This window comes from Flavobacterium ustbae (assembly GCF_003946915.1).
GTDB lineage: Bacteria > Bacteroidota > Bacteroidia > Flavobacteriales > Flavobacteriaceae > Flavobacterium > Flavobacterium ustbae.
Genome location: NZ_RPOC01000013.1, coordinates 26,282 through 39,525 on the forward strand (window position 1 = coordinate 26,282; position 13,244 = coordinate 39,525).

Genomic DNA, 13,244 nt, shown 5'->3' on the forward strand with positions numbered 1-13,244 from the left:
TCTTGTGACTTGATAATTTTTTCTCCCGCAGATTTAGCAGATTGTGCGGATTTATTCTAAAAAAATCTGTTTAATCTGCTAAATCTGCGGAAGAAAAAAAAAAATCAGTAAAATCCGCCTCTTAGCGAAAGCTAATTCGTTTTATCAGCGTACTTTATCTTTCTTTTCCAATAATAAAATCAAAATGTTCGGTTTTGCCGTTTTTAAGATTGTTAATTTCGTTTTGAATTAATTCTTCTAGAGAATTGGCTACGATTTCTCTTGACCAAGATTCGTTTTGTAGTTCGATGATTTGGCCGTATTTTCCTTTTGAAGCGGGATCTGTATCAAAAACCAGATAATCGCCGTTTCTTCCTGTAGCAAAAGGAATCCATTTTGGGTTGGCGTAATTGTCGGTGTTGATTTTTTCGAAATCTATTTCTTGTTCTGGAAGATCGTCTTCGTCAAATTGTAAATCTTGTATCGAAATCCATTCTTCTGCAATGTCTTCAAACGGAATTAAATCATAACTCCAATTATTAACTCCAAATTGAAAAACGGCAGTTACAGCATCGTAATCGACATTTTGAACTTTATAAAAATTTAATAGAGCAGGAGGGATGACTATTTCGTCTTCGATAACCGAATGATTTTTTATATCCTCTTCTGAAATTCCTTTTGCAAGATTATAATAATCATTGTTTTCAGAAACAATTTTATTGATTTCAGAAATCCATTCTTTCCAAAGAGGCTGAAAGAATTGGAATGTTGGATCTACAGGAGCAGGGATTTTTTTCTCTTCTTCTTTTTCTTCTTCGCGAGGAGAAATACTCAAACTTGTGATTTTACCATTTTCTTTATCAAACCAAACGCTGATTCCATTTAGGATAAAAGCACCGCTTCTGTCACCTTTAAATAGTTTGACAAGCTGTTTTTTATTGTTTTCGTAGTAGTGAAATAATTCTTCTCCGTCGAAAATAAATTCTCCACTAAAAATGCTTTTTGCGCAATAATCATATTCCCTAACTTCAAATTCGACAGCAAGACTTTCTATTTGATCTCCTTCTTTAGAAAAAGCCATAATGCCTTGATTGTCCCAAGTGTAAACGTGATTATACTTTTTTTGAATGTGTCTAGAATCTCCTAAAGCTTGTTTTAAAACTGTGATATCAATTGGGAATTCGATGTTTATATTGTTAATCTGAAAGCCGGTTTTGGATAATTCAATTTTTGTCATTGCTGCTTTTTTGAGGAGTTTAAACTAGATGATTTTCTTAATTACGCGTAGATTATGTGTGTGTTTATTTAATTCAGGATTGTAAATTCCGGAGTGATCCAAACGGTCAATACGAACTTTTCCGCTTGCATGAATGATGTAATTATTTTCCATAATGATGCCGACGTGAATGATATTTCCTTCGGCATTATCAAAAAAAGCTAAATCACCTGGTTCGCATTCTTCAATAAAACTTAAAGGTTCGCCTTCAAGTGCCTGCTGTGACGCATCACGATGAATTTTATAGCCGTTTAATTTGTAAACCATTTGAGTAAAACCAGAACAATCGATTCCGAAAGGCGTTTTTCCACCCCATAAATAGGGTGCGTTTAAGTACATAAAGGCAGTTTTGATGAGCGCGCTTTTAGGTTTTATGCCACTTGTTTTGGTTCCTTCAAAATCAAAACTAGAAGTGTTTATCTCGTTATTGTTTAGAAAAGACAACGAAGCTCCCAACGGAATTGGAAGTAAAAGATTATTTGGAGCTGTTATATAATCAATTAAATCGGCATTTAAGATTATGGCCTCTTTGCTTAATTGATCAAACTGCTCTTTTGAGATTACCTGATATTGTTTAGAATCGACCCAGCCTTCGTAGTCGTCAAACTGAATCCGAATTTTAGCCCATTGGTTATGGCGTTCTAAAATTTCGATGTGTTCTCCAAACAAAAGCTGTGTTACGATTTCGCTTCTATCACTAGCTTCAGCTCGAACGGGTACTATGGCAAGATTGCAGATTCCGAACATGTATGGAAATTTATAAGTTGAAAATCAGGAATTATATAGTATAACTCCTGATTTTTATTGATATTGTTTTAAGCTCTTTCGATAACAATTGCTGATGCTCCACCGCCACCGTTGCAGATCGCTGCAGCTCCAGTTTTAGCATTGTTTTGTTCTAAAACGTTTAACAAAGTAACAATGATTCTTGCTCCAGAAGCTCCAAGAGGATGTCCAAGAGAAACAGCGCCACCGTTTACGTTTACTTTATCGTTATCAAGATTTAATATTTTTGCATTAGCTAATCCAACAACAGAGAAAGCCTCGTTGAATTCGAAATAATCCACATCTGAAATTGAAATTCCGGCTTTGTCTAATGCTTTTGGTAATGCTTTTGCCGGGCTTGTAGTAAACCATTTTGGTTCCTGAGCAGCATCGGCATAGCCTTTTATGTAAGCTAAAGGTTTTAATCCTAAAGCATTTGCTTTTTCTTCAGACATTAAAACTAAAGCAGCGGCTCCGTCATTGATCGTTGAAGCGTTTGCGGCAGTAACAGTTCCGTCTTTTGTGAAAACTGCACTTAAAGAAGGAATTTTATCTAGTTTAACGTTGGTATATTCTTCGTCTTTCGAAAAGATAATCGGTTCACCGCGTCTTTGCGGTACTTCAACAGGAACAACTTCGTTGTCAAATTTTCCGGCATCCCAGGCTTTTGCACTTCTTTCGTAAGACTGGATGGCGAAAGCATCTTGTTCTTCACGGCTGATTTTATATTCAGTTGCACATAAATCAGCGCAAACTCCCATTGCGTTGTTATCGTAAGCATCTGTCAAACCATCTTTCTGCATTCCGTCAAGCATTGTAGCTGGGCCAAATTTGTTTCCGGCACGCATTTGCACGTAATGCGGAATCAAACTCATGCTCTCCATTCCTCCAGCAACCACAATTTCTGCGTCTCCGCAAGCAATTGCCTGAGCAGCGAACATTACAGCTTTCATTCCAGATGCACAAACTTTGTTTACTGTTGTAGCAGCAACTTCTTCAGATAATCCGGCAAAAAGAGCTGCCTGACGCGCTGGAGCTTGTCCTACACCTGCCTGAATTACGTTACCCATAAAAACTTCATCAACTAATTTTGGGTCTAGGTTAATTTTTTGAAGTGCGCCTTTAATAGCAGCAGCTCCTAATTTTGGTGCGGGTACGGTAGATAACCCTCCCATGAAACTTCCGATAGGTGTTCTAACGGCAGAAACGATAACAACTCTTTTGCTCATGTTCTGTGTAATATTAGTTAATATAGTTAATAAGCAAATTTACGGTTTATTTGAATAAATTCAAATTTTGGTTGAATTGGAACAAATTTTAAATTAACATGAAATTTTTATTAATTCTATTTGTTTGATTGTGAACTCTTTTTGAAAAAAGATGAAAAAAAGTTTAAAAAAAGCGCAAAAATACTTGTGAGATATGGAATGTTGTCTTACATTTGCAACCGCAAAACAGAACACGTTTCTTGAGCTTGGAGAGGTGCCAGAGCGGTAATGGAGCAGATTGCTAATCTGTCGACGGGTAACCGTCGCCAGGGTTCGAGTCCCTGTCTCTCCGCTTAAATTTTGCCTCGGGGTGTAGCGTAGCCCGGTTATCGCGCCTGCTTTGGGAGCAGGAGGCCGCAGGTTCGAATCCTGCCACCCCGACAGAAACTTTGCCATAAGTTTTAAAACAAATGGTTCCATAGCTCAGCTGGATAGAGCAACGCACTTCTAATGCGTAGGTCGAAGGTTCGAATCCTTCTGGGATCACAACAAAAGCCACTCAATTTGAGTGGCTTTTTTGTTTTAACAAATAAAAAAAAACTCAATGTTTACGGGTGTTTCTGGCTTTTTAAAAGTATTTTGCAGTAAATTGCATCTTCATTTAATTCTAATAACAAATAAAAAATTTTACTGCGACCCATGAATGAAGAAACAAATTTGTACAGAAATGTTAAGAAGACCAGAAGCTTACTTTTGTATGCTAGCGGAATCAGTGTTTTATTAGCGATCACAGTTTTATACGGCATCGGGACTTTTGATGGAATATTTAAAATAAAGCTATCGATTGCCTCTGGCGCAATTCTTTTGATAATGCTTCTTTTGACATTTAAAATGCTTGCAAGCGTAAAAGATAAATCTCCATTAATTCATATAGATCCAAGTGGCTTTTCTGGAAGAACGACTCCAGTGGCTAAAGCTTTTGGAAGAATAGAATGGCAAGATGTTACGGATGTGCAATTACAGAAAGTAGGAGGTGACACTTTGGTTGCTGTTACAATTGACAATGTAGCAAAGTATGATGGTCGTGTTTCTAAGTTTTTTTGGAAAATGGCTTATGATGAGCAAAATTCTAAATTGAATATAATGTACTCCGCTTCAGAAATTGATATTGATGCAAAAGCTTTGTATGATCTATTTTTAAACTATTGGAAAAAATAAAAAAGTAAAGCGCCACTATATTAAGTGGCGTTTTTTTATGCATTTTATCTATGTTTTTTATTACTTTTTTTCGGCAGTCCAAAAAATAGAATTTCGAAGCAGAGTAGTGTAAGCTTCGTTTTCAAATAATTCTGGCGAGTGTCCCATAAAAATATAAATATTTCGAGAAGCAAAATTATTGTTTGTCCATACTACAGGGTGATCTCCCATTTTTATTTTCGAATCCGGCACGTAACTAGATTCGTCTACCGAAGCTAGAACATGAACATTCGGACGCGGACTTTTATCATAAATATACCATTCTTCTTTTTTGATGAGAAAATCAGATGGAAGACCTTGCGTCACGGCATGCGATTTATCTTCAATAGTAACTTTACCACTTGCAAAATCTGGAATGTAATTCTTAAATTTGATTCCACCCATAAAATCAGAAAACCATTTCCACATTGGATATCCGTCAAACTCTCCGAGTAAAGTTGCATGGTGTAAGCCAATCCAGCCGCCTTGCCCGCTACTCATGTATTCCTGAAAAGCCTGCATCGATTCTTCGCTCCAAGTGTAAGGAGGATAATCTAATTGTATCAAGACTTTGTATTGTTTTAGAAGCGCTTTATTTATTGTTTTTGTACTTTCAATATAATCAATGGTAAAACTGCTGTCGATTGCGAGTTTGTTAAGCCATGGTTTTGCTGCTTTTGTAAAATCAAGATGATGTCCGCCATTTTCATATAAAACCAAAGCTTTAAAACGTGATTTTGTTTGTTTTTGAGCCAGACAATCCTTTGTCAAAATACAGCTCGAAACAAGTAGAATATAAAATAGGGAGTTTTTCATGAAAAGCTTTTTTAAACTCATAGTAATGCAAATTACAAAAAAGAGAAATTTTCTTAAGCTAAATAGTTTGAGATAAAAATTATTGATGTACTAGATTGGGTTTTTGTTAGTAAACCCAATCTAAGTGATTATTTTTTTTACATATTTCATTTGATTGAAACATTTGGAATGGATCTCAAGACCCTCTTTATATTGCTCTAAACTCATTCCGTATTTGAAAGGTGAGTTTTCTAAATTAGTTTTGTTTAAAGGTGAAATTTCAAATTGCTTTTGAATGGAATCTGATTGGCTGGTTTCTTTTCTATTGGCGTTTTGAGTTGTCATAAATTAAAACTTGAGTTGAATGGTTTTACACTATTTATCGGTTTATGAGGTCAAAAGTTTTATTTTTTCAATTGCCTGCTTGTTTTCATTTGCCACTTCTACCAATGCAAGTAAAATATCGTTTCTGGATATTGTTTTATTTCTAACGTTTCTAATTAATGCTTTGCTTGGAGCTGGTTTGCCATTTTTGACAATACAAGCAATAGTAAGATCTACATAGGTTGCTGGTAAATGCTTATCTATAAATTCATAAGCTTTTTTATTGTGAGAATTATCTTCTTTAAAATTGCTATTATTGATTAATTTTGACATATATTTGTTAATTATTATTTACATAAATTTGGTTTGGATAAATGTAAGATTATTATTATATTTATTATTCTTTTTAATGTTAAAAAATATATTTTAGCTATATTTTGTTTGAATTTTAATGATGATGTATAACGAGAAACTAAGCAAATTCTTTAAGGATAAAGGATTAAAGCAAAAAGAAGTGGGGGCAATCTTAGGATTTAGCCCTGCAATGATTGGAAGATATTTACATGGAACGGCTAATATTGGCTCTGAATTTATTATTAGCCTAAGTAAAAATTTTCCAGATGTGGATTTGAATGATCTTTTTGCTCCCGATGAGCAGAATATGGTTAATGAAGCTGAAGCAGTTTATGAAAAGCAGACTATTTTGAATGATTTACAAGAGATAGAAAACCGTATTCATAATATAAGATTGCGTTTGGCAGACAAAAAGTTTGAGGAATAGTCCAAATTAGATTCCAAGAATATCTAACAATTCTAATTTTACAGTATTAATTAAACCACTTTATTAGAGTGGTTTTTTCGTTTAAACAAGCTGATTTTTAACTAAGTCATTGCTAAGATGTTAAGCTTTTTTTTATTAAATTTGGTTAACAATTTCTAGCAGTAACCAATATGGAAAAATTAAAACGACCGGTTTATGTTAAACCAGAAGCGGATGATTTTTTTAAAAAGATGCGTTTAGAAGTGAATGAAACGGTCTTAAAAAACTCGTCCTTGTACATGTTAAATGTTGTGAAGTCTTTAGGGCTTCTGGCAGTGTTTTTTTTGTTCTACGCCTGTATTTTAATTTTCGGGAACCAGACTCCCTTATTATTTCTTTTTTACATCTTGTCTGGCATTACAATGATTGTTTTATTTATAAATGCTTTTCATGATGCTGCACACGGAGCTTTGTTTAAAAAACCAAAGCATAATGAATGGTTCCTATATGTTTTAGAACTCTTTGGGAGCAATCATTGGCTATGGATGCGCCGTCATATAAGCCTGCATCATGCCTATCCAAACGTACCCGATTGGGATGTCGATATCAAGCAAAGTGATATTATTCGAATATTTCCCAACAGTCCACTGTTTAATTATCACAAATACCAACATATTTACATGTGGTTTATTTATCCCCTTTATAGTCTAAACTGGCTTTATATAAGAGATTTTAAAGACTTCTTTGGTAAAAAAGATAATTATGTGAGAAAAGTGGTAGATAAGATTCCAAGGCAGGAAGTTTACAGGCTTTTTGTGGCTAAAATTGTGAATCTTATTTATTTACTATTTATTCCGATGATGCTTTTAAACCAGCCTTGGCATATGGTTTTGTTTGCTTGGCTGTCTATGCATATGTGTGGCAGTGCAATTGGTGTGGTGGCATTGGTTTCGACTCATGTCGATGAAGATGCTCATTTTCCGAATACAGATGAAGAAGGAAATCTTTCTGATACTTGGGTTGTGCATCAAATGATTGTTACAAAAGACTTTAGTACAGAAAGTAAGCTTGCTAATTTTTTATACGGTGGGTTTACCCATCACGTTGCACATCATCTTTTTCCAGCTGTTGGACATACTTATTATCCGTATATAACGCCAATTATAAGACGCTATGCAGAAGAATATAATTTGCCTTATACCTCCTATCCGTTTTATCAGGCTGTTCGTTCTCATTTTAGAATGCTGAAAAACAAAGGAGTGAAAGAAAATATATTAGTTACAGGTGAAATATAATCATAAAAAAAGCGGTTTTTTAAACCGCTTTTTTTATGATTATACTATTTTTTAATTTCAGCATTTTGCTTTTTTCTCTTCAGATCTTTTAAAAACGTATCTTTAATTTCAATATCAAAATTATCTTCTTTAAAAACCGTCAATTTAGATTCTGAAAATTTATAGACATTAATTTTATTGTTTTTTACAGGAATCGGTTTTTAATATTTTTTGTTTAACTTCAATTTTTTAAATCATATGGCAATGAATCGCACATTAAAAACTTTACTATTTTTTATTTTAGGAATTAGCTCTCTGCAAGCTCAAAACGAAACTTATACAGCTCCAGCAGAAATCAAAATCTCAGATACTACATTTGTAAACCTACGAGATTATAGCAATGATTTTGTATATGATATGAAATATGCGACCGAAGATAATTTTCTAAAAACTAAAGTTTACGATTGTGCTGAATGCATGCTTCGTTTAAAAACTGTGAAAGCATTAATTGCTGCCAATAAAGATTTTTTGAAAAAAGGCTACAGAATCAAAATATTTGATTGTTATAGACCTTTAGATATTCAGAAAAAAATGTGGGAAATCGTTTCGAATCCTATTTATGTAGCAGATCCAAAAAAAGGCTCCATCCATAATAGAGGAGGAGCCGTAGATATTTCTTTAGTTGATATAACAGGAAAAGAAGTGGATATGGGAACTTCTTTTGATTTTTTTGGAATCAGAGCCAGTCATAATTTTAAACAGCTTTCCAAAGAGATTCTTTCGCAAAGAGCGTATCTAAAAAAGACAATGATTAAAAATGGCTTCAATTCGTTTGATTCGGAGTGGTGGCATTATAATTTAAAAACAGGTTTAAAAGATAAAGTGTCCAACCAGAAATGGAAATGCGATTAATTATTCAATGCATCGAATGTTTTCCATGAAATAGGTGTTAGGATTTGTAACCTTTCCAGTTAACTCAGAGGTAAGTTCTCTTTTAACAATGTAATCTTCAATATTGGTTAGATATTTTACACGCATAATTGAGATAGGCGACTTTTTTAGTTCCTCGTAATTATCTTTCATAAACATAAAAATTCCTGTATTTACACGATTGTTAAACCCTTCTTTTTCATCACGAATTAAAGTTCCGCAGTTTTCTTGATCAATATGCATCAAGGTTACAATTTTTCCGTTTTCTAATTGTAGAAAGATTTTCGAATTTTTATCAAAACAATTGGCTTTAATAAAATCTTTACTTTTTTGAATGCTCTGTAAGTTTAAAGTAGGCAGTCCATCAGTTTGGGCTAATGAAAAGAAGATATAATTAAAGTTTCCTCCAAAATATTTCTCGCTCATAAGATACTCATTGGTTACTTTATAGCTTCCAATTGAGTCATTTACATTTGCACTATATTCACATGGTTTTTGTGCAAATGCGGTAAAAGTCAATAAAAAAAGAGTTAGTGTAATTAGTTGTTTCATTGTATTAGTTTATTTTGGTGCAAATTAAAACTATTTTGTTATCTTTTAAATCAGTTGTAAAAAAACAATACAAATTACCTCCATTTTTTATTTTCCACTTTTTTCTAATGTTTTCTACCGTTTCGGGAAAATTTCGAGTGGTAATATTCGCCTGTTTATTGGCCAATTCGTTTTTCATTTCATTTTTATTGTACGAAATGACTTTTTGAATTTCAAATTTTCTTCCGGGAAAATCAATTAAATCATCTGAAGTATATAAATGCGAATGTCTGTGAAGTTTATCAATTTGAAAAGTGCTGCTTACTTCGTCAAAACCTCCCGATTTCATAATAGCAGCATTTGGCTCGTACAGATATTTTTTAGGTAAGCCATACGATAAAGACGAGGTTTCTCCGCCTAAAACAAACTCAAAAGTTTCTGTTTTTTCTTTTAAAATATTAGCGGTTTTTAAAGTTATTTCGCCAGAATAATTTTTGTGAATTTCAAAAAGCAGTTCTTTAACTTCATTTTCTAAAGCGACAATATGAATGTTTTTTACATTTTTTAATTCTGATAATCCTGCTGAAATATCTAATAAAGGAGCTGTTTTAATTAAAATTTGATCTGACTTTTCGAAATAAAAATCAAGCAATTCAGGAACATTTGGCAGACAGTCTTTCAGCATGAAAACTTTGCCTTTGCTGTCATTTCTTCGCGAAGGATCAATATAAACCCAATCAAATTTCTGATTTTCTTTTTCTAATAAATGAATAGAATCGCCAGCAAAAAAGGTGCAATTTTCAACTTCTAACTGTTTAAAATTGTGCGAGACAATTGCTGATAAATCTTCATTTATTTCACAATGTGTTATCGATTTAAATTGCTTCGAAAAATAATAATCATCAACACCAAAACCGCCTGTTAAGTCAATTAAGGTTTGTCCAGAAATTAAAGATGCTTTGTAAGCTGCCGTCTTTTCTGAAGAAGTTTGTTCTACAGAAATTTTACTTGGATACATAACGTTTTCTGTAGCAAACCAAGTCGGGAGTTTTTCCTTTGCTTTTGTTCGGGCTTCAATTTGATTTAAAATCAAAATCCAATCCACTTCTGGAAACGGATTTTTTTGGAGCGCCAATTTTGTTATATCTGCATCAGTATTTTTTTTAATAAATTCCTGTATATCTTGATGCAAAATAGAAGTATTCAATTTTTAGATTCTTTCGGTTAATACGGATACAATTTTATTGTTTGGAAAAAATTCTTTTAAAATCACTTTAATCATCGTAAAAGCCGGAACTGCGATGATCATACCGACAATGCCGAATGTAATACCGCTAATTAAAATAATCAAGAATATTTCTAACGGATGCGAATTTACGCTTTTTGATGAAATTATCGGCTGACTTACATTATTGTCAATCGCTTGAACTACCAAAAAGCCAATAACCACATAAATTGTTTTAGGCAATATTTCAGACTGAAAATCTTGTCCAATCATACTGATCATGGTTAAAATTCCAGCCAGAGTTGTTCCAATAATTGGTCCTAGATAAGGTATAATATTTAGAATAGCACATAAAAAAGCAATTACAAAAGCGTTTTTATTTCCGAAGATTAGCAATACAATAAGATATAGAATGAATACAACAATAAGCTGTAATAACAAACCAATAAAATATCGAGTCAGTAAATGATTAATTTTTGTAATAGAATTCAAAATTTTATCTTCATTTGAATCTGGAAGTATTCTTCTCGCTTGATCTTTAAAAATATCCTGGTCTTTAATAAAAAAGAATGTGATAAAAAACACCGACACCAATCCCATTCCCATATCGGCCATAAAATTGATAATCGAATTTATAAATCTGGTAAAATAGCTAAAATCTAGAACAGACGTAAGTTTAGAATCTTTTATAACTTTATTTAAGTCAATATGTTGAATATTAAAGTATTCTTCAAGATGTTTTTCGGTCTCTATAAATTTATCCTGTAAATGAGCAGTGTCCAAAAGGGCTAAATTATTGGCTTGTGAAATAATTAAAGGAACAAACAATAAGATAAAACCTACTATCAGGAAAATAAACAATATAATTGTACACGTGGCCGCCAGAGAATTGCTGAATTTAAGTTTGTTTTTTAAAAATAAAACCAGCGGATTGGCAATTAAACATAAAATTAAAGAAATACATAAGTATACAATTACAGTTTGAATTTCATATAAAAAATATAAAACGATACCAATTATTAAGATTGTAGCTAAAGCTCTTAAAATTCCGTTCGAAATAGTTTTAGACGTGATCATGTTTAAAATTTAGACTATAAATATAGAAAAAAGCATTTTAAAATTTAGGGTTAAACAAAAAAAGCGAGATCAAATTCATCTCGCTTTATAATTGTATTTTGTTAACAATTATTGTGCAAATGAGGCTCTAGCTCCTCCAGTTGTAAAAATTGCTGAAATTCTGTTTTTCTGCCCTGTTGAAAACATGTACATCGCTGCATCATCAACATAGTCCATATAGTTCATTGTCATTTCTACAGGCGTGCCAGAACAAGTGCTGTAATGTGGGTAAGAAGGAACACCATAGTTTGCAGTATTGTGAGTTGGAGTGTCTGAAACTAAATCACTTCCGCAAGTTGCATCTCCCCAGATGTGACGTAAATTCATCCAGTGTCCTACTTCGTGTGTTGCCGTTCTTCCTAAGTTAAATGGAGCATTTGCAGATCCAGATAAACCGAAATAACGAGAGTCAATTACTACTCCGTCAGTTGAAGAAGCGCCGCCAGGAAATTGAGCATATCCGAGAATTCCGCCTCCAATTGCGCAAGACCACATGTTTAATTTTGTAGTTGGAGAAGTAGGAGCAATTCCGCCTTGAGCAGTTTTTTTCATCGCATCATTTGTTCCCCAAGAAGTTTTAGTCGTCGATTTTCTAATAACTTGATCTAAAACAAATGTAATTCCGATGTTGGCCTTAACTCCTGAAAACAATGCTGGTACATTATTGTAATCTGAGTTTAAAGCATTAAAATCTTTGTTTAAAACATCAATCTGCGATTGAATTTGTGCATTCGAAATATTTTGTGCAGTTGTTCTATACAGAACATTTACTACAACTGGAATTTCGATTTTTCCATTTACCAAACGGCCCGTAAAAGTAGAACCTGCATGATTTACTGTAAAAGTCTCAATCTCGTTCATTCTAATAGCCAATGAAGGATCAGCTTTTAATTGAGCTTCGAGAACTTCTTGTGTTGCACAGCCTCTACGAGAAGCAACAGTTGCATCTGCATCAGCAGATTCTGATTGTTCGTTTTGACAAGCAAATAGCATTAATGCGGCAAATGTGGTAATAATAACTTTTTTCATAATAATTTGGGTTTTTTGTTATAAAAATGTTGATTAGTTAAATATCGTTGCAATTTTATAACAAAAATGAATTGTAGAAAAATATTACAAAGAATAATTTGTGAGAAATTTTACGACACCTTACAAACATTGATTCCTACAAAAATTGAGTTAAAAATATTATGATGTATTTTCTTATTTTGTGTTTTGAAAGAAGTATTTTGACGATGAAATTTGCTTTTCATCGAATTAATAATCAGTAATATGCATTCTCATTTTTAGTATTTGAGAAAAAAGAAAAGATTTTCTATGATAAAAACTAAAGTGAAGTAATCTCGTAAAGCGCAATACTTGCTGCTTGTACTACATTCATGCTGCTATTTTTGCCAAACATATTGATATGCACAATTTGATGCGAAAGTTGTAGAAGTTCATCTGAAATTCCGTTAATCTCGCTTCCGATCAAAAGGGCAATTTTTTTGTTTTCAGGAAGATTAACTTTTTTTAAAGGTTTACTGTTTGAAGCAATTTCTAAAGAAATGATTTCAAAGTTATGATCAATCAAATAAGAGCGAAGTTCGCTAAAGTCTTCAATGACTGAATGCTGCACATGAAGATGGGTGCTGCGAGAAGTCTTATTTATTTTACGAGGCGTAAGCGGAATATCTTTTCCGAAAAAGATAATATTTTCAACTCCAAAAGCTTCAGAAATTCTAAATAAAGAACCAATATTCTGCTGAAAGTAAATATGATCGCATACTAAAGTAATTGGAAATGTTTTTCTTTCAAATTGATTTTCTTCGTGAGTTAACTGCAC

The 13,244-nt window shown here is 33.0% G+C and carries 15 protein-coding genes and 3 tRNA genes; 7 read left to right on the forward strand and 11 right to left on the reverse strand.

Annotated features, from left to right (window positions below; genetic code table 11):
* Window positions 1-154 precede the first annotated feature (154 nt).
* The 3 genes from EG814_RS15490 to EG814_RS15500 form a co-directional block, all read right to left on the reverse strand.
* Complete coding sequence (locus EG814_RS15490; RefSeq protein WP_125722808.1) at window positions 155-1,216, reverse strand: SMI1/KNR4 family protein; 1,062 nt, start codon at window positions 1,214-1,216, stop codon at window positions 155-157.
* A gap of 24 nt (window positions 1,217-1,240) precedes the next feature.
* Window positions 1,241-2,002, reverse strand: a complete 762-nt coding sequence (locus EG814_RS15495) for a C40 family peptidase (protein ID WP_125722809.1) — start codon at window positions 2,000-2,002, stop codon at window positions 1,241-1,243.
* 68 nt (window positions 2,003-2,070) lie between these two features.
* On the reverse strand, window positions 2,071-3,249 hold the full coding sequence (locus tag EG814_RS15500; protein WP_125722810.1) for an acetyl-CoA C-acyltransferase: 1,179 nt from the start codon (window positions 3,247-3,249) through the stop codon (window positions 2,071-2,073).
* Between the two features lie 247 nt (window positions 3,250-3,496).
* Here EG814_RS15500 and EG814_RS15505 point away from each other — a divergent pair.
* The 4 genes from EG814_RS15505 to EG814_RS15520 all read left to right on the forward strand — a co-directional run bounded on the left by EG814_RS15505 (window position 3,497) and on the right by EG814_RS15520 (window position 4,446).
* Window positions 3,497-3,580 (forward strand) — tRNA-Ser (locus tag EG814_RS15505).
* A gap of 14 nt (window positions 3,581-3,594) precedes the next feature.
* Window positions 3,595-3,669, forward strand: a tRNA-Pro gene (locus EG814_RS15510).
* Between the two features lie 31 nt (window positions 3,670-3,700).
* A tRNA-Arg gene (locus tag EG814_RS15515) sits at window positions 3,701-3,774 on the forward strand.
* A gap of 153 nt (window positions 3,775-3,927) precedes the next feature.
* On the forward strand, window positions 3,928-4,446 hold the full coding sequence (locus EG814_RS15520; protein WP_125722811.1) for an STM3941 family protein: 519 nt from the start codon (window positions 3,928-3,930) through the stop codon (window positions 4,444-4,446).
* 60 nt (window positions 4,447-4,506) lie between these two features.
* Here EG814_RS15520 and EG814_RS15525 read toward each other — a convergent pair whose 3' ends face one another.
* From EG814_RS15525 to EG814_RS15535, 3 genes are all read right to left on the reverse strand, one after another.
* On the reverse strand, window positions 4,507-5,280 hold the full coding sequence (locus tag EG814_RS15525) for a ThuA domain-containing protein (RefSeq protein ID WP_125722812.1): 774 nt from the start codon (window positions 5,278-5,280) through the stop codon (window positions 4,507-4,509).
* Between the two features lie 120 nt (window positions 5,281-5,400).
* Complete coding sequence (locus EG814_RS15530; protein ID WP_125722813.1) at window positions 5,401-5,604, reverse strand: hypothetical protein; 204 nt, start codon at window positions 5,602-5,604, stop codon at window positions 5,401-5,403.
* A 42-nt stretch (window positions 5,605-5,646) separates the two neighbouring features.
* Entirely contained in the window at window positions 5,647-5,916 is a 270-nt protein-coding gene (locus EG814_RS15535) for a hypothetical protein (protein ID WP_125722814.1), read from the reverse strand.
* Window positions 5,917-6,034: 118 nt separating this feature from the next.
* Between EG814_RS15535 and EG814_RS15540 the strand changes: the two genes are divergently transcribed.
* The 3 genes from EG814_RS15540 (at window position 6,035) to EG814_RS15550 (ending at window position 8,529) form a co-directional block, all read left to right on the forward strand.
* Window positions 6,035-6,364, forward strand: a complete 330-nt coding sequence (locus tag EG814_RS15540; RefSeq protein WP_125722815.1) for a helix-turn-helix domain-containing protein — start codon at window positions 6,035-6,037, stop codon at window positions 6,362-6,364.
* 386 nt (window positions 6,365-6,750) lie between these two features.
* Complete coding sequence (locus EG814_RS15545; protein ID WP_235830987.1) at window positions 6,751-7,638, forward strand: fatty acid desaturase family protein; 888 nt, start codon at window positions 6,751-6,753, stop codon at window positions 7,636-7,638.
* 243 nt (window positions 7,639-7,881) lie between these two features.
* Window positions 7,882-8,529, forward strand: a complete 648-nt coding sequence (locus EG814_RS15550; RefSeq protein WP_125722817.1) for a M15 family metallopeptidase — start codon at window positions 7,882-7,884, stop codon at window positions 8,527-8,529.
* On the opposite strand, the gene EG814_RS15555 is transcribed toward EG814_RS15550, so the two are convergent.
* The 5 genes from EG814_RS15555 to EG814_RS15575 form a co-directional block, all read right to left on the reverse strand.
* Window positions 8,530-9,099, reverse strand: a complete 570-nt coding sequence (locus EG814_RS15555) for a hypothetical protein (protein WP_125722818.1) — start codon at window positions 9,097-9,099, stop codon at window positions 8,530-8,532. It lies immediately after the preceding gene.
* 4 nt (window positions 9,100-9,103) lie between these two features.
* On the reverse strand, window positions 9,104-10,285 hold the full coding sequence (locus tag EG814_RS15560) for a THUMP-like domain-containing protein (RefSeq protein ID WP_125722819.1): 1,182 nt from the start codon (window positions 10,283-10,285) through the stop codon (window positions 9,104-9,106).
* 3 nt (window positions 10,286-10,288) lie between these two features.
* Window positions 10,289-11,380 carry an AI-2E family transporter gene (locus EG814_RS15565; protein WP_125722820.1) on the reverse strand — a complete coding sequence of 364 codons (1,092 nt, stop codon included), beginning with the start codon at window positions 11,378-11,380 and terminating at the stop codon, window positions 10,289-10,291.
* Between the two features lie 108 nt (window positions 11,381-11,488).
* On the reverse strand, window positions 11,489-12,448 hold the full coding sequence (locus tag EG814_RS15570; RefSeq protein ID WP_125722821.1) for a zinc metalloprotease: 960 nt from the start codon (window positions 12,446-12,448) through the stop codon (window positions 11,489-11,491).
* 298 nt (window positions 12,449-12,746) lie between these two features.
* Entirely contained in the window at window positions 12,747-13,244 is a 498-nt protein-coding gene (locus EG814_RS15575) for a TrmH family RNA methyltransferase (RefSeq protein WP_125722822.1), read from the reverse strand.